Genomic DNA, 17,273 nt, shown 5'->3' with positions numbered 1-17,273 from the left:
AACCTATAATTTATGAAAACTTATTTATTACTGTTTGCAGCGCTACTGCTTTCTGCTTATTCCTTTGCCCAGCAAATACCTGCCCGCTGGGACGAGCTTGTTGCCTCAGATTTTCCCGCTGCGCTTGCAAAATCGTCGAAAACTTGTATCCTGCCCATTGGGATCCTGGAAAAACACGGCCCCCACTCCCCTTTAGGCACCGACCTGATCCACGTACGTGAGTGGGCTGCCCATGCTGTTAAGTCGGAATATGCTGTTGTATTTCCCGATTATTTTTATGGACAGATCAATGAGGCCCGTCATCAGCCCGGAACATTTGCCCTGCCAAGCAAAGTGATCTGGGATTTACTGGAAGCTACCTGCGATGAAATTGCGCGAAACGGGTTTGATAAAATAGTAATACTGAACGGACATGGCGGCAATCCCGAGTTTATCCAGTTCTTTATGCAATCTCTGCTCAACAAACGTCACAACTATGCAGTATATTTTTATAACCCGCATGGTGCAGATAAGGAATACACAGATCAATACCGCAAAATGCATAAATCAGCTATTGAAGGTGATCAGCATGCCGGCGAAAGTGAAACCGCGTCGATGCTTTACTATCGCCCAGATCTGATGAAGATGGATAGAGCGGCATCGCAATCGGGCGATAATCAGCACCGTTTAAACCTAGCCAATATTTATACACCTATATGGTGGTATGCCGCTTACCCTAACCACTATGCCGGTGAAGGTGCTAAAGCTACGCCCGAATTTGGTAAATTTATAGCAGAGCATGAAATAGCCAGCTTTGTACAAGCGCTCAAAGCAATTAAGGCCGATACCAGTACCATCAAATTGCAAAATGAGTTTTTTGATAAGGTAGATGCGTTGAATAAGTGATCTAAATAACCAGACTTACGAAGTACTTAAACTTCGTAAGTCTTCAATATGCTAATCAGTCCTCCTTAGCTCCCAAAACCTCGTCTATCATCCCAAAAGCTTTCGCTTCTTTAGCTATCATCCAGTAATCCCTGTCGGATACTTCATAAACCCTGTCGTAGCTTTGCCCGCTGTGTTTGGCTGTGATCTCGTACAGCTCTCTCTTCATTTTAGAAATCTGCCGGGCAGCAATTTCAATGTCCGATTCCTGCCCCTGCGCTCCACCTGATGGCTGGTGCAGCATAACGCGTGAATGCGGCAACGCAGCCCGTTTGCCGTTGGCACCGGCGCAAAGTAATGTCGAAGCCATTGAGGCAGCCATACCAGTACAGATAGTAGCCACATCGGGCGATATAAACTGCATAGTATCATAAATCCCCAGTCCGGCGTATACAGAACCGCCCGGTGAATTGATATAGATCTGGATATCCTTTTTAGCATCGGCCGATTGCAGGAACAGCAATTGCGCCTGGATGATATTAGCCACCTGCTCATCTATCGCAGTGCCCAGGAAAATAATCCTATCCATCATCAGCCTCGAAAAAACATCCATTTGCGAGATATTGAGCTGTCGTTCTTCCATAATATAGGGCGTCATACCCATCCTTAATTGGCTGTTATTTACCTGCGAAATAAACCTGTCGACATGTAAACTTTGGACACGGCGATGCCTCACCGCATATTTGCGGAACTCGTTTTGATTGATATTCATAAAATTTGATGTTTAGCGTTTACCGAACAAACGCATGACCTTTTGCCTGAAACCCGCATGCTCAGGCAAGCTGAATAGCTTTTGATGTACGGTTTCAATTTCGGCCTTAAGGCTGTTACGGCCATATTGCTGCACCAGGGCCAGAGTTTGTTTATGCCACATCACCTTATACTTAAGGCTTGGATTGATGATCCGTTTGGCCTCGAACAGCAGTGCCTCATCAGGCGCAGTTTGTCCAAGCACATGATCGTCAATTTCTTTGATCTCATTCAATGAAGTCCTCATAAGCCAGTGATTGTTCTTTAACTGTTTCCCTTACCTTTTCAATGCATTTATACTTCTGTACAGTAGCAGACCGCTCGCCCGCGTAACCAAACAAATCCGCAAGCTCCTTCATGGGTAGTTTATGATAATAAAAAGCACTTAGCAACTCCATGCATTTTTTACCGGCCGTTTCCAGGTATCTCATTAGTTTAACTGCCGACGGCTGATCTTCAGTTTCATCTGTAACATCAAAATCTTTAGTACAATTATCCAGGGGCAGGTTATGGCGGTCATCCCTAAATTTTTTAAGCCAAAGATTTTTGGCAATACCCAGCAGGTAAGCCTTTTCACCGTTATGCAGGAACAGATCACTGTTCACCGCCTTTTCATAATAAACAACAAGGGCATCCTGAAAAATATCTTTTGCGTCGTCAAAGGAACCGCCCATCTTGCTTATATATTTAGCCACTGTTGGGAAAGCGCTTTGGTAAAGCTCCGTAATGAGTTGTTCCCTTTGGGCGGCCGGTTTATCAAAAACTATCTCATGTGCCATGATCAATGCGTTTAATAATAAGTGCGCAAAACGAGAGATATATCACCGTGAATTTAAAAAATTATTCCCGGGATAGGATAATAGAATTATTTTCATCCTTATGGAAAAGGATATTGAAGGGACTCCTGTTCTGTCATGAACTGCCTTTTTTCTAAAGGTCATCCCATCCCGAGTTATTTTCAATACAATTAAAACCACTCGGGGATAGCAAAAAATTATGTTTTCTTCGTAAACTCCTTTTGGTACATGAGTGGGCTTTTACCTGTTACCTGTTTAAAATGCTTGTGAAAAGTGGAGAAATTATTGAACCCACTATCGTAACAAAGCTGTTTAATGTTGAGCTTGTTTTCAATCAGGAGCTTGCAAGCGTAACCTACTTTTATCTCGATTACAAACTGTGAGTAGGTTTTACGGGTTTTTGATTTAAAGTACCGGCAAAAAGAGTTAGCGCTCACGCCAGCTATATCGGCTATTTCTTCCAGGTAGATCTTTTTACGGAAATTACGTACCGAGTACTCATAAATGTTATTGAGCCTATCGCTTTCCGATTCATTATGATCGTACTTAAAACCTATAGAAGTTAAATAATTAAGCGGCGAACTGCCCGCTATGGTATTCAATGCTTTGAGCAACATGATGATCCTTTCGGCGCCATCGGTATTGAGCATGTCAGCTAAAATGCCGGCCACCTTTTTTTTTGTTTCGCCGGTTATTTGTAAGCCGCGTTTTGAGCGCTCAAGCAGTACCTTGATCAGCTTATTTTCAGGAAGTTGAAGAAACTGATCACCCCAAAAGTTTTCGCAAAAATGTACCACGATTGTATCAACCGGCACCTGCCCGCTGCCATTATTAAAGTACATGTCGTCAAAACGCCAATAGTGCGGCAAATTTGATCCAACCAATACCATATCGCCGTCTTCAAACTGCTTAATACTATCGCCTATAAACTGCGTTCCGCCACCTTTGATGAAATAAATCAACTCCAGTTCGGGATGGCAATGCCAGCGATTATTGATATCCGGTGATACATCATGCCTTACGCTAAAGGAATGCGCAGGATCGGCAGAAACTTTAAGTAAAAGCGGCTTCATTCAGTTTTATTTACAAACAACGGGCTAAATGTAGTTAAAAACTGTAAAAAAAGCTTATTTTTTATAAGGAGCTAAATTAACAAAATATTCGAGCTGCGAAGCCCCGCAAAAACGGCCCGGGTAAATCAATACATAAAAGTTTAATCTTGGTTTGTGTAGCTTAATTAAATAATAATAAAAACGAGAATAATACCTCATGGTTATTGGATTGATATACAGATTGATTAAATAATAAGTGAATTTAACGGAAAAATCAAAACCTTAATAAGTTCATTAACGTATAATTAATAAAAAAAGGGGCGTCCCGTATCTCACCCCGGAACGCCCTGTAGTTATCTGATGATAACATCAACTAAATCTCAGATCATCATGTTTTGATCTGAACTCTCCATCTTTCTCAGGGATGGGAAGGTTTTTAATATTTTATGAACCTTGCCGTTCATTAAAACGGTGGCGGTCCGCCGGGACCGCCGCCCGGAGGTGGACCACCTGGTCCGCCACGTTCCATAGTTGGTCTTTTGCCGGCAAATTTCTGTAGCTTAAGCGTAAAAGTTAGCAGATAGTAACGCCCCAAACGGTTACTGTTGGTTTGAGTGATATAGCTGCCGTTCTGAGTGGTTGTATAACCGGTGTTTTCGTTAAACACATCCATGACCGAAAAGCGCAGGGTGCCTGCATTGCCCTTCAAAAACCGGCGTTCTACATAGGTGTTCAATATATTAGGATTAGTAGCACCGGTATAGCCGTAATAGATCATTTTTGAATAATCATAACTCAATGTCCAGTCTTTAAAATAGCTTTTGCCATTAACGCCCAGGTTAAGGGTTTGGAAATTGCTGTTAACGTTTGCCTGTTTGATGGAGTTGCTTGAGGTATTAACGCTATAAGTAGTACTTGCTTCGGCATCAATAACATCGGTAATGCTTACCCTAAAGCGTGCGCCTTGAGATAACACCAGGTTTTTGGCGATATTTTTCTCGGTTGTCATGTTATAGGTAGCGGAATCCACATTACTTATATATGAGACGTTGTTATTGTATGAAATGTTACCTATCATGAACAGATTATATTTTCTTTTTTGCCATGGCTTAGCAAACACATAAAATCCTTGTGCCGAGTAATAGCCATCGGCATTCAAATACTGGGTTAAAATACTTCCGGCCAGTTTGCTGTTGGGCGTATAGGTTTTAGGATAGGTAATGGTATTGGCTACTATTTTATTATCAGTTTTAATAAACGACAGGTTACTGAAAAATACGTTGCCGCTTTCAAAATTGAACTTATTGTATTTTAACGAAAGTGTATTATTAAACTCCGGTTTCAGACCGGGGTTACCCTGTACCGGGTATGATGCATTGCTGAAATCTGTAACAGGTTGCAATTCTGTATAAGTAGGCTGATTGCTGCTGCCGTTATAATTTAAACTAAGCGATTGGCTACGCGAAAAGTTATAAATGAACCTTGCAGTAGGTGCCCAGTTAAAGGTATTGTTATTGGTTGTAAACGGTGTACCATCAACTATCGACGATCCTTTCAACAACGTAGGCTGTGCTACCACGCCCAAAGTGTAGTTGTATTTTTTATCGATAAAACGATAGTTAAGCCCGAACCGGTTGGTAACGAAGGTTGAATTATAGTTATTGCTCAACAAATCGTACCTGTTTATATTTCCATCATCGGCCAGGGTGTCGGTAGCTTTATCAGCAGTGGTATAGGCGTAGTGGTAGGCATAGTTCAATTCCACGTAGCCCTTTTTACTTATCGGTTCCATGTACGATACAGTAGTCCCCAGGCTATCGGTACGGCTATCGGTATTGATGAACTGGTTAAGAGGGGCATTACGGGCGCCATCAATATAGGTATAAACCGGGTTTTGATATTTGTTAATGGTATAGCTGCCTGCACCCACATTTACACTGAAGTTACGCCCGTGAGTGTTGAATTTATGATTAAACAACACATTAACACCATAGTTGGGCTCTGTTGATTTACTAAGGTTTGCAAGACTGTAGTTTGATACTGTTTCCGAATTTCTGAGCAGCAAACTGGTTGCATCAGAACTGGTGTTGGTACTGGCGTAAGCGTATGTAGGGGTAATCTTTACATAATTCACCGTGTCGGGCTTGTATTCGATGTTGAAATTTACCCGGTGGTTCAGCTTTTCGTCCTGCTGGTTGTTGGTTTGATTATTTGTACTCGGGTTGGTTGACGATAGGTTATTTTGAATAGTGCTGCTGATGGTATTCACCGAATTATCGGCAAAGCTGTAACTACCATAAGCGGTAATCTTCTTGCCCCAGCTATCGCGATAATTGAACCCAAATGAACGTGCGGTAGTGATCCCGTTCGATGAGCTGCTATTGCCTCCCGGAGGCCCACCCGGGCCGCCACCCCTCGGGCCACCGCCGCCAAAGGTGAACAGGTTGGTATTGGTATTATTCAGGTTACCTAAAAATGCCAATTGCCTGTCGCCATTAAAGCTGAATACATTGGCCGATGCCACATACCTGTTGCTCTCCTTATCGCTTGAGACACCGGGAATGGCATCACGGCCCCCTCCTAAGCTGGCCTGGCCAAAGTAACCATAGTTTTTATTTTGTTTAATGGTAATGTTCAGTACCTTATCCGGTTCACCGGTTTTTACACCGGTGAGATTTGCCTGATCGCCATAGTCATCAATGATCTGGATATTTTGTACGATATCGGCAGGTAGGTTTTTAGTGGCTGTTTTAACATCGCCTCCAAAAAAATCCTTGCCGTTAACACGCACTTTAGTCACGCTTTTGCCCTGGGCGGTGATGTTTCCATCTTTATCAACATCCATGCCGGGCAGCTTTTTAATCACATCTTCAACAGGGGCATTATCGCGCACCTTATAGGCATCGGCATTAAATTCAATAGTATCTTCCTTAAGCTTTACCGGGTTCACATCCGCAATAATTACGGTTTTTAACATCGTAGTTCCTATTTTCAGGATAACCGGCGGCAAATTAGCCGGCTTGTTATCATTAGCCAACACAAACCTGCGCCTGAGTGGTTCATAACCTATCGAACTAAAAACTAAACTAAACTGGCTTACTGTCACATTGTTAAATGTAAAGGTACCATCGGCACCCGTAATAACGGTAGTGCTGTCGGTACCGGTAAGCATTTTTACGCTCGTACCCGCAACCAGGTAACCGGTAGAGTCTTTTACGACACCTTTAACCGTACGACCGGTTTCGGCATTTGCGTTAAATGGTAATACAAGCGCTAAGGCAATTATTACTGCAAAGGAGTATAGGATTTTCATTTTGTGCTGTTTAACAGCCACAAAACAATAGCATTGCTTGTAGTGTAAAAAACATAATGGACAGGCACTATTAATGTATAGACAGGGCACCACTTTTCGCCCATGAAAACGGATAATTACTCTGTATAAAGCTTTTAGCAGCCTTTAAAGATCAGATCAAAGCGCTCATCGGTGTTTTTTGCCTCCCGGGCGATTATGATTGTCCTAAAGCTTTATTGATTTGTAATATTGCTGAATTATATATGTAAATTTATTTTTCGTGCACTATAGTAAACTCTTTCAATGAGCCTTAAGTCAAAAAGCAACACCATCACAATACTCATCCATGTTTTAATATGGGTAGTTTTTGGATTGCTGTTGTTCTTCTACCAGCCCCTTAGCTGGAATGTTGAAATACCGTACCAGTTCTGGGTCAAACAGGCGGTTACTCTTTTTATACTTGTTGCTGCTTATTACTTCAACAGCAAATTACTTGTTCCACGGTTTTTATTACATGATCGCATAGGGATGTACTTTATGGCTGTTGTGGGGGTGGTAATTGTTTTTTTAATGCTCAATAGCTGGGCTGATAAGGTGCTGCATATGCATGAGCATATGGAAGCTGTTTTTCACCGGCAGCACCGCCCGCCAAAACCAAGGGACCGCGGAGGATGGGATTTTTTTGGTACAGTTATCGTAGCGTTGGTTTTAGGGATCAGCACAAGTATTACCGCAATCCAAAAATGGCAAATGGATATCCGCCTGCGCCAGGCATTGGAGCAGGATAAGATCAGTTCAGAATTATCATTCCTGAAAGCCCAGATCAACCCTCATTTCTTTTTCAATACGCTTAATAACATTTATGCTCTTACGCATGTTAATGCCGAAACATCGCGCAAGGCATTGCACCAGCTTTCGCGCATGATGCGGTATGTGTTATATGATACGCAGCATGGCACCGCATTATTAAGCCAGGAGATAGCTTTCATTAAAGACTATATCAGCCTTATGGAACTGCGCCTTACCCAAAAAGTAACCGTTACATTTACACCGCCTGCACATACTGATGATGTAACCGTGGCCCCAATGATTTTTTTACCTTTTGTAGAAAACGCCTTTAAACACGGCATCAGCGCTACAGAGCCGAGTGCTATCCGCATCATTATCGATCAACATGATAGCCTGCTGGAGTTAAAGGTAGAGAATGGTATCTATAAAGATCATAACCCAAGCATTGGCGAAAATAAAGGTATCGGTTTAACCAATACCATTCGCCGGCTTGATTTGCTCTATGCAGGAAAATATAAACTGGATATTACTGAAGATGTAACCGCTAATATCTATACTGTCCACTTAACCCTTAACCTGTCATGATAATTAACTGCATAGCTATTGATGATGAGCCGCTTGCGCTTGGCCTGGTTTGTGCTTTTATCGAGCAAACCCCCTTCCTGAAACTCATTGGCCGTTATAGCAGTGCAGTAGAGGCGCTTGTCGGTTTGCAGGATCAAAAGGTTGATCTTATTTTTTTGGACATCCAAATGCCTAACCTTAATGGCATGGAGCTGGCCCGGGTGCTTGACAGCCGCGGAGCAACTAAACCCCGCATTATTTTTACCACCGCCTACAACCAGTTTGCTATAGAAGGTTACCGGGTTGACGCACTCGATTACCTGCTCAAGCCTTTTAACTACGAAGAGTTTCTGCATGCTTCAAATAAAGCCTTAACTTATTTTGAATTGGTGAACCGCTCAAACACCCCTGCAACCGTAGTCGCCGCAAAGCCGGAAGAAGAGGAATACCTGTTTTTAAAGATCGAATATCAACTGGTGCGAATCGCCCTTAACGAAATTCTTTATATTGAAGGTTTAAAAGATTATGTGAAAATCTATCTGCAGGATAAAGAAAAGCCGCTGCTGTCCCTCACCAGTTTAAAGGTTTTAGAAGAAAAACTGCCATCCAAACGGTTTATGCGCGTACACCGCTCATTCATTGTCTCGCTCAATAAAATTAACTCCATTACCCGCAACGCTTTACAGATAGGCAAAGTAAATATCTCCGTTGGCGATCAGTATAAAGAAGCTTTCGGGGTGTTTTTGAGTAAGTGGAATTGAACCGGGATTAAGCTTATGGTGGATGCTATCACCGTACCATTGTTTGATTTTATAGAATTGCTCAACATCAATTAATTCCTTGAATTCTTTAAGTCAATATCATAAATCCTCAAATCCATTTATTCCAAACACTGATAGAATCAACGCAATCAGAGAAATAAGCGTTCAGGTTAACCCTATTGCAATTTTTCACCTCATTTTTACATCATTAAATAATATTCCCTACTTTTAAATTATGCAAAAGGTAAGTGAACTACAGGTAAGCGTATCAGACTTGAAAGCTTTTGAAGCTTTAGCCAATATACCCGATGATCAGCTGCAGTGGCTGATTGATAAAAGCGAGATCTTAACATTTGAAGATGGTGAATACCTGATGGAGCCGGGGCAGGACCTTACAGGACCGCATTTTATCATCGAAGGCAATATGCGCTTCTTTATGATGCAGCAAGGTTCGCGCCGTGATTATACCCTGGTTGAAAAAGGAAGTATCACCGGTTATATGCCCTATTCACGCGGACTCATAGCCAAAGGTTATGCTCAGGCTGTTGGTGAACTAACGGTATTGAGCTATCCTACGGGCGAGATCATGGAGATGATCCAAAATCATTTTGAACTTACCCAGGCGCTGGTTCACATCATGACTACCCGCGTGCGCGATTTTACGGCCATGCAGCAGCAAAACGATAAAATGATGGCTTTAGGTAAGCTGTCTGCAGGTTTGGCGCATGAGCTTAACAACCCGGCATCGGCCATCGTGCGCGACTCGTTATCATTAAGAAAACACCTGCGTATGGTGCCTGCCCACCTAAAAAATATGTTTGCCATAAGGGCCAGCGATGAACAGGTTGACGGTCTTACCGACGAGTTGTTCAGGATCCTGAACAAAAAAGAATGCTATACCCGTCTTACGCTTAAACAACGCACGCAGCTTGAAGATGAAATATCTGAATGGCTGGAAGATAACGGCGTTGAAGACGCCTATGATATAGCCGAAAGCTTTGTAGACTTTAGTTTTACCACCGAAAACCTGGAGGCCCTGAAAGCGCATATACCCGAACATGCGGTATCCATTATTATGGGTTGGCTTAGCGCCAAGCTAATGGGCGAAAAAATGATCGAGGATATCCAGGAATCGGCACGCCGTATCGCCGAGCTTGTAAGCTCAGTTAAAACGTTTACCCATATGGACCGTGCTCAGGATAAGCAATATGCCGATATTCATGTGGGTATCCGTAATACCATTACCATGCTGGGCTACAAGATCAGGAAGGAGAATATCACGGTGATTGAGGAGTTTGATGATACGCTGCCAGAGGTTAAAGCACTCATTGGCGAACTTAACCAGGTATGGACCAATTTGGTTGATAATGCTCTTGATGCTATGGAAGTGAATGAGAAAGGGACGCTTACCATCCGCACTAAAAAAGATAACGACTTTGTTGAGGTAACCATTATTGATGATGGACCCGGTATACCGGAAGATAATGTTAGCCGTATATACGACCCTTTCTTTACCACTAAAGAAATGGGCAAAGGTACTGGTATGGGCCTTGAAGTGGTGCAGCGTATTGTGAAGCAGCACCGCGGTTCAATAAAGGTAAAATCAAGGCCCGGGCATACCGAGTTTATAGTTTGCTTCCCGATAAATGGTTAGCAAAAAACTGATTTTACCAAAAATATTAGTTAATTTGCCTGCATATTTACCCTATGAGCCGTCCGATAATATTTTCCATAGATGATGATCCGCAGGTACTGCGGTCAATAAGCCGCGATTTAAAGTCGCAGTATGGCAAAGAATATAAAATACTTAGCACAACATCGGCAAATGAGGCATATGATACCCTTATTGAACTGAAAAACAGTTCGGAGGTGGTCGCCTTATTTTTGTGCGATCAGCGCATGCCCGAAATGGAAGGCGTTAAATTTCTGGAGAAAGCGAAAAAAGTATTCCCCGAAGCTAAACGTGTACTACTGACCGCCTACTCCGATACTGATGCCGCCATTAAAGCCATCAACGATGTGCAGCTTGATTATTACCTGATGAAGCCATGGAATCCTCCCGAGGAAAAGCTTTACCCGGTAATTAATGACCTGCTTGGCGACTGGCACAGCCACTACATCCCCGAATTTGTGGGTATGAAGCTGGTAGGTTACCAGTTTTCGCCGCAATCACATGTGATAAAAGATTTTTTAGCCGGTAACCTGATCCCTTATCGCTGGTTTGATATCGAAAAAAATATCGATTCGGCCAGTTTGCTTACCATCAATAATCGCACAACCGATGATTTGCCGATGGTGATATTTGAGGATGGCAGTTGTTTAACAAAACCTACCATAAGGGATATTGCCGATAAAATGGGGAAAAATCCAACCCAGCTCACCGATGTTTACGACGTGGTGATCATTGGTGCAGGTCCGGCAGGATTAGCCGCCGCTGTATACGGTTCATCAGAAGGCTTAAAAACTTTATTGATTGAGCGTAAAGCACCGGGAGGACAGGCCGGTACCAGTTCCCGTATCGAAAATTATCTGGGTTTCCCGGCAGGTTTAAGCGGCGCCGATCTTACCCGTCGCGCCATAAGTCAGGCTATGCGTTTGGGCGCCGAATTTTTATCACCCCAATCTGTTAGCGATATCAAACAAAAAGATGGCTACAAAACCATTATTTTGGATGATGGGCCCGAGATCATCAGCCGTACAGTAGTAATTACCACCGGGGTTGATTACCGCAAGCTGGAAGTTAAAGGCGTTGATAACTTTACCGGGGCAGGTATTTATTATGGCGCCGCAACTACCGAAGCTTCGGCATGTACAGGTAAAGAGGTGTTTGTAATTGGCGGAGGTAACTCGGCCGGACAGGCAGCTATGTACCTTTCCAAATTTGCAAAAAACGTGCATATTATTATCCGCAGGGATGATTTGACGGCAACCATGTCTGCCTACCTGATCAACCAGATTGCCGATACGCCCAATATAAAGGTTATGCCAAATACCGAGGTAATTGAGGCCGAAGGTACCAACTGCCTTGAAAAGCTTACGATACAAAACTGTAAAACCAAAGAATCTGTGGTTAAAACGGCTAACGCATTATATATATTTATTGGCGCTAAACCTTATACCGACTGGATAAAGCTGGATATTATTAAAAACAGTAAAGACTTTATTGAAACCGGCCGCGAGTTGCGCAGCTATGAAAGCTTTGGAAAAGTTTGGAAGCTTAAACGAGATCCATTCCTGTTAGAAACCAGTTGCCCCGGTATTTTTGCCGCGGGTGATGTGCGTGCCGGGGCCATGAACCGTGTGGCATCTGCCGTAGGCGAAGGCTCGATGGCGATAAGTTTTGTACATAAATACCTGGCCGAAGTTTAATCATCAACTACCTATACCTATGGAAGAAACCTGCGCCCATATCGAAGCTATTGAAAGTATAACCCAACCTAAGGATTATGTTTGCGAAGAATGTATAAAGCACCATGGTACATGGCTGCATTTGCGTACCTGTCAAACATGCGGCGTTACGCTTTGCTGCGATAGTTCACCTAATACACATATGACCAAGCATTTCCACGCTGCCGGCCATCCGGTAGTTATATCTGCCGAACCGGGTGAGCGCTGGCTATGGTGTTATGTGGACGAAGCCGTTAAAGGATATTAATTAGAAGTTAGAAGTCTTGATTTCTAAGTTTTAAGCCCTAAGTCGGGAGTTTTAGAGTTTGGCGTTAGTTCAAAGCAATTCCTTTCTTGGTTTCCGGCTCTTGATCTCTTATATCTCTCCACTATCCCTTAAACGACAGTACTTTATCTAACGACCATGGGCCGGAGCCTAAAATGGCAAATAGTATAAGGAGAGCCAGGGCTGTAATTGATGGCCATAACATGGTGTTGATAGGCTCCTGGAAAATACCTGTTAAAAATACCGCGCCAACCAATATAGGGATCTGAATAATGCAGCCCAAACGGGTTAATATACCCATAGCTATGAGTATACCGCCAACCATGTGGGCAAATGACACATAGTATACCAGGATCATCAGCATATCAGGCGATACATCAATAACATCCTGATCGGTAATAATACCGCGCAGGTATGATGTATTTTCCATAAAAGTTATGCCCTTCACCAATAAAAATACACCAAGAACAATACGCACAATATCCAAAACTTTAGGGTGATGAGTATCACCCCAGTGTTCAATTTTATGAACCAGATTCATAAAGGCCTCCTTTTAGTTTAATAATTGGTTATCAGCAACCCGGTGGCGATCAGGGGGGATCAAGTGACCGGGATGCTGCTACTAAATTTAGTAACAAGTTTGTTATAAAACAAGTTTTAAGGAGAGGAAAAAAAGATTCGCAGACTCAAGAACGGATACTTAAACCTGTAATCGCGTTGACCGGCACTTACAGATCATACTCTGCCAGCCAACCCCGCAATCTGGTCAAATCTTTTTTTAAAGCGGTCGAAAACTCATCTTTACTAATAGACAGCTCACGTTTACCATCCTCTGCCCCGCCTAAGGGATATTCGCAGTGCAGGCTCATGGGGCCATTGATATCATACTGTTTCAGCAGGCCAAAGTATTTCTTAAAATCAACCATCCCCTCGCCTAATGGCACACTTTTCACCTGCCATTTGTCGCCCCTTTTCTCCCAGTAAAAATCTTTTACATTGATTGTTTTGGAATAAGCCTTTAACAGATCAAGTGTAACAGGCCAGGTATCGGCACCTTCGGTTGTGGCATGTCTTACATCGTACTGACAACCGATGTTATTAGGATCAAGCCCTTCAAGGCTCAGCCATAAATCCCATTGTGATGCTCCAAACAAGTCGCCGGAGTGGTTTTGATAGCCGCCGTGTATGTCATACTTTTTGTTGAGCCCTGCAAGACCGGCCAGTTGCTTATTGATAGCCCTGATATTGGCAGGTACACTGGTAGCCTTATCATAATCAAACCAGGCGGTACGATAATATTTAATGCCCAATGCCGATGCCGTTTTCAGGATCGGCCCGGCGTATTTTTCATCAGCAGTTTTAATATTGGTTACTATGGTATAAACCTTGAGTCCGGCTTTTTCAATAGCATCAACCGCTTTAGGCAGGTCATCGGCAACACGTTCGGGCAGCACATGGCCATCGGGCCTTACAGTAAGGTCAATTCCGTCAAAACCAAGCTGTACCGTTAAAGCGGCCATATCGGCATAATTAAGCCAGTGCATATGCTTGGAAAATATACTCACTTTTATTTTTTCACCCGCAGAAGGGTTACCTGTAGCAACGTCAGTATTTAAGGGTGATTGCTTAGCCAAAGCACTTAAACCAAAAGGTAAACCGGCAGCAGCTATTGCGGCCGAAGCAATAAATTTTTTGCGGCTGATGTTTTTCATAGGTGTTAAAATTGGTAATGCAATATGCCATTTTTTGTTGTGATTGTTTGCAACAGTTGTACAGAGCAGTAGTTACCGGCGGGAAAGTTTTTATTCACCTGATAGTTTAGGCAGAGGAATACAATGATCGCGGCATATTACCGGGAATGACGAGACGCAGATGTCATTTCTCAATCAAAGCCCACCAAATTTCAAAACTCAGAAACGATATGCCTGGCAAATTTAAATTCTAATCACATTACATTAAAGCGTTTTAAAACACTATTTTTAGCGCCTCAAATATTGGTGCTTGAATATCAGTAAAATGATGTTCAGGAACACCGATCATATACGGTTAACAGCAACATAAAAATGAAAGTTTTAAAATTTGGTGGGACATCAGTAGGTAGCCCCGCCCGGATGAAAGCGCTGCTTGATATCATTAACCCGGCCGAGCGCCAGGTAGTGGTGCTATCGGCAGTGTCAGGCACAACAAACAGCCTCGTAGAAATTGGACAAGCATACCTCGCCGGTGATAAAAAGAAGGCGGTGCAGCTTATTACTATCCTAAAGGATAAGTACGAAATTTTTATTAAGGAATTGTTTGCGAAGCCCGAGTTTTTAGCCCAGGGCAAAGAGGTTATCGACTACCATTTTTCGTTGCTCAGCAATCTTGCTAATGATCTTTTCACCCATATTGAAGATAAGATCATCGTTGCACAGGGCGAACTGCTTTCAACTACCCTCTATCATGTTTATTTAAAGGAGATAGGTATCCCATCGGTATTGCTGCCTGCCCTGGATTTTATGAAGATAGATGAGGATAATGAGCCCATTGTTGATCATATTACCGAAAACCTGCTCCCCCTGATTGATAAGCACCCCGAAGTAAACTTGTTTATTACCCAGGGCTACATTTGCCGCAATGCCTATGGCGAGATAGATAACCTGCGCCGCGGCGGCAGCGATTATACCGCTTCATTGATTGGTGCCGGCATCCGCAGCGAAGAGGTACAGATCTGGACAGATATCGACGGCATGCACAATAACGATCCGCGAATTGTAAAGGGTACGCAGCCTATTGCTCAGCTATCTTTTGATGAAGCTGCTGAGCTTGCCTATTTTGGTGCCAAAATTCTGCACCCGCAAAGCGTGTTCCCTGCTCAAAAATATAAGATCCCGGTTCGTTTATTAAACACAATGGATCCTAAAGCGCTGGGTACCCTGATCACCAATACCAGCGAAAAGGACAAGATCAAATCTATAGCTGCTAAGGATGCCATTACGGCTATCAAGATCCAATCGAGCAGGATGCTTTTGGCACATGGCTTTTTACGCAAGGTATTCGAGGTATTTGAACGTTATAAAACATCTATCGATATGATCACCACATCAGAAGTTGGTGTTTCTGTTACCATCGATGATACCACTTACCTGGGCGATATCACCAAAGAATTAAACGCTTACGGTTCGGTAGAAATTGATGTAAACCAAACCATTATTTGTGTGGTAGGTGATTTCGGGGCCGAAAAACATGGGTATGCCGCACGTGTGCTTGAAGCTGTTAAACATATCCCTTTAAGGATGATATCATACGGTGGCAGTGATCACAACCTGTCGTTACTGGTAAAAACAGAGGATAAGGTTGAGGCTTTAAGGAGTTTACATAACAGGTTGTTTTAATTCCGGATATCGGATTTTCGATTTCGGAATTGCCTTATTTGAAATTTTTAATTTAAAACGTCATCGCGAGGAACGAAGCAATCCCTGATATGCAATAGTTCAGCATGATTTGATGAAATATCACCCATGTTCACAAGTAAAACTATAGATAAATTCAACGGCTTAGAAACTCCGTTTTATTACTACGATCTCGAGGTGCTTAAAAACACCCTGAGTGCCTGCCGCGATGCTTCTGCAAAGCACGGCTTCCATGTGCATTACGCCATGAAGGCCAACTTTAACCCAAAAGTTATTGACACCATACAAACCTATGGCTTTGGCGCCGATTGCGTGAGCGGCAATGAAGTTCAGGCAGCTATTGATCATGGCTTTGATAAAAGCAAAGTGGTATTTGCAGGTGTAGGCAAATCAGACCGTGAAATAAACCTGGCCCTTGATGCGGATATCTTCTGCTTCAATGTCGAATCCATCCAGGAGCTTTTTATTATTGATGGGCTTGCTAAAGCAAAAAACAAAAAAGCTGGTGTGGCTATCCGCATTAACCCGAATGTTGATGCACATACTCACCATTTCATCACCACCGGACTAGATGAAAATAAATTCGGGATCAATACCTGGCAATTACCTGATGTTGCCGCTGCTTTGCGCAAATGTGATAACCTGCAGTTTTTAGGGATCCACTTCCATATCGGCTCACAAATTACCGACCTTGAAGTTTACAAAAACCTGTGTACCCGCATTAATGAAATGCAGGATTGGTTTGAAGATCGTGGCTTCCCGATAAAAGTGCTTAATACCGGCGGTGGCCTGGGGGTTGATTATTACAGCCCGGATAACAACATAGCCGATTTTGAGGCCTACTTCCAGGTGTTTAAAAACTTTCTGAATGTTAAGCCGGGGCAAGAAGTTCACTTTGAGCTTGGCCGTGCACTCGTAGCCCAAAGTGCTTCACTTATATCGCGTGTATTGTATGTTAAAAACGGACAGAAAAAGAACTTCCTGATCCTTGATGCCGGCATGACCGAGCTGATTCGCCCGATGCTTTACCAGGCTTATCACCAGATAGAAAATTTAAGCCGGAGGTCAGAAAGTCCGGAAGCAGGAAAGTCCGAAAGTTTAAAGTATGACGTTGTTGGGCCGATATGCGAAAGCACGGATTGCTTTCAGAAGGATGTGAGCCTGCCTGAGTCATTTCGCGGCGACCTGATAGCGGTGCGTACCGCAGGTGCTTATGGCGAGGTGATGGCATCAGGCTATAACCTGCGCGACAGGGTTGGCAGCGTTTATTCTGAATAAG

Annotated in this window: 15 protein-coding genes; 8 read left to right on the top strand and 7 right to left on the bottom strand. The window is 43.1% G+C overall.

The window, feature by feature from the left end; genetic code table 11:
• Positions 1 to 12 precede the first annotated feature (12 nt).
• Positions 13 to 885, top strand: a complete 873-nt coding sequence (locus DIU38_RS02460) for a creatininase family protein (RefSeq protein ID WP_112653820.1) — start codon at positions 13 to 15, stop codon at positions 883 to 885.
• A gap of 55 nt (positions 886 to 940) precedes the next feature.
• On the opposite strand, the gene DIU38_RS02455 is transcribed toward DIU38_RS02460, so the two are convergent.
• The 5 genes from DIU38_RS02455 to DIU38_RS02435 all read right to left on the bottom strand — a co-directional run bounded on the left by DIU38_RS02455 (position 941) and on the right by DIU38_RS02435 (position 6,836).
• Complete coding sequence (locus DIU38_RS02455; RefSeq protein WP_112653821.1) at positions 941 to 1,636, bottom strand: ATP-dependent Clp protease proteolytic subunit; 696 nt, start codon at positions 1,634 to 1,636, stop codon at positions 941 to 943.
• A 12-nt stretch (positions 1,637 to 1,648) separates the two neighbouring features.
• Entirely contained in the window at positions 1,649 to 1,921 is a 273-nt protein-coding gene (locus DIU38_RS02450; protein WP_112653822.1) for a hypothetical protein, read from the bottom strand.
• Complete coding sequence (locus tag DIU38_RS02445) at positions 1,902 to 2,453, bottom strand: RNA polymerase sigma factor (RefSeq protein WP_112653823.1); 552 nt, start codon at positions 2,451 to 2,453, stop codon at positions 1,902 to 1,904. Before DIU38_RS02445 ends, DIU38_RS02450 begins: the two co-directional genes overlap by 20 nt.
• Before the next feature lie 215 nt (positions 2,454 to 2,668).
• On the bottom strand, positions 2,669 to 3,544 hold the full coding sequence (locus DIU38_RS02440; RefSeq protein WP_112653824.1) for an AraC family transcriptional regulator: 876 nt from the start codon (positions 3,542 to 3,544) through the stop codon (positions 2,669 to 2,671).
• 442 nt (positions 3,545 to 3,986) lie between these two features.
• Entirely contained in the window at positions 3,987 to 6,836 is a 2,850-nt protein-coding gene (locus tag DIU38_RS02435) for a TonB-dependent receptor (RefSeq protein WP_112653825.1), read from the bottom strand.
• Between the two features lie 282 nt (positions 6,837 to 7,118).
• Between DIU38_RS02435 and DIU38_RS02430 the strand changes: the two genes are divergently transcribed.
• The 5 genes from DIU38_RS02430 to DIU38_RS02410 all read left to right on the top strand — a co-directional run bounded on the left by DIU38_RS02430 (position 7,119) and on the right by DIU38_RS02410 (position 12,584).
• On the top strand, positions 7,119 to 8,189 hold the full coding sequence (locus tag DIU38_RS02430) for a sensor histidine kinase (RefSeq protein WP_112653826.1): 1,071 nt from the start codon (positions 7,119 to 7,121) through the stop codon (positions 8,187 to 8,189).
• Positions 8,186 to 8,929: a LytR/AlgR family response regulator transcription factor gene (locus DIU38_RS02425; RefSeq protein WP_112653827.1), complete on the top strand. Its 744-nt coding sequence runs from the start codon at positions 8,186 to 8,188 to the stop codon at positions 8,927 to 8,929. Before DIU38_RS02430 ends, DIU38_RS02425 begins: the two co-directional genes overlap by 4 nt.
• A gap of 235 nt (positions 8,930 to 9,164) precedes the next feature.
• Positions 9,165 to 10,583 carry an ATP-binding protein gene (locus tag DIU38_RS02420; RefSeq protein WP_112653828.1) on the top strand — a complete coding sequence of 473 codons (1,419 nt, stop codon included), beginning with the start codon at positions 9,165 to 9,167 and terminating at the stop codon, positions 10,581 to 10,583.
• 53 nt (positions 10,584 to 10,636) lie between these two features.
• Positions 10,637 to 12,298 (top strand): response regulator, encoded by a 1,662-nt coding sequence (locus DIU38_RS02415; RefSeq protein ID WP_112653829.1) that lies wholly within the window; start codon positions 10,637 to 10,639, stop codon positions 12,296 to 12,298.
• 19 nt (positions 12,299 to 12,317) lie between these two features.
• Entirely contained in the window at positions 12,318 to 12,584 is a 267-nt protein-coding gene (locus tag DIU38_RS02410; RefSeq protein ID WP_112653830.1) for a UBP-type zinc finger domain-containing protein, read from the top strand.
• Between the two features lie 121 nt (positions 12,585 to 12,705).
• Here the strand turns inward: DIU38_RS02410 and DIU38_RS02405 are convergent, their stop codons facing one another.
• Positions 12,706 to 13,143, bottom strand: a complete 438-nt coding sequence (locus DIU38_RS02405) for a DoxX family protein (protein WP_112653831.1) — start codon at positions 13,141 to 13,143, stop codon at positions 12,706 to 12,708.
• A gap of 187 nt (positions 13,144 to 13,330) precedes the next feature.
• Positions 13,331 to 14,314 carry a sugar phosphate isomerase/epimerase family protein gene (locus DIU38_RS02400; RefSeq protein ID WP_112653832.1) on the bottom strand — a complete coding sequence of 328 codons (984 nt, stop codon included), beginning with the start codon at positions 14,312 to 14,314 and terminating at the stop codon, positions 13,331 to 13,333.
• A 351-nt stretch (positions 14,315 to 14,665) separates the two neighbouring features.
• On the opposite strand from DIU38_RS02400, the gene DIU38_RS02395 reads away from it, so the two are divergent.
• Both DIU38_RS02395 and lysA read left to right on the top strand, forming a co-directional pair.
• A complete protein-coding gene (locus tag DIU38_RS02395) occupies positions 14,666 to 15,976 on the top strand; it encodes an aspartate kinase (protein WP_112653833.1) in 1,311 nt (436 codons plus the stop codon).
• A gap of 126 nt (positions 15,977 to 16,102) precedes the next feature.
• On the top strand, positions 16,103 to 17,272 hold the full coding sequence (gene lysA / locus DIU38_RS02390; RefSeq protein WP_112653834.1) for a diaminopimelate decarboxylase: 1,170 nt from the start codon (positions 16,103 to 16,105) through the stop codon (positions 17,270 to 17,272).
• Position 17,273: the final 1 nt, after the last annotated feature.

The sequence above is a fragment of the Mucilaginibacter metallidurans genome (genome assembly GCF_003286435.2).
In the GTDB taxonomy this organism is placed as follows: Bacteria; Bacteroidota; Bacteroidia; order Sphingobacteriales; family Sphingobacteriaceae; genus Mucilaginibacter; species Mucilaginibacter gossypii.
Note: the sequence above shows the minus strand (reverse complement) of the source record. Positions and strands in the feature narration are given on the sequence as shown.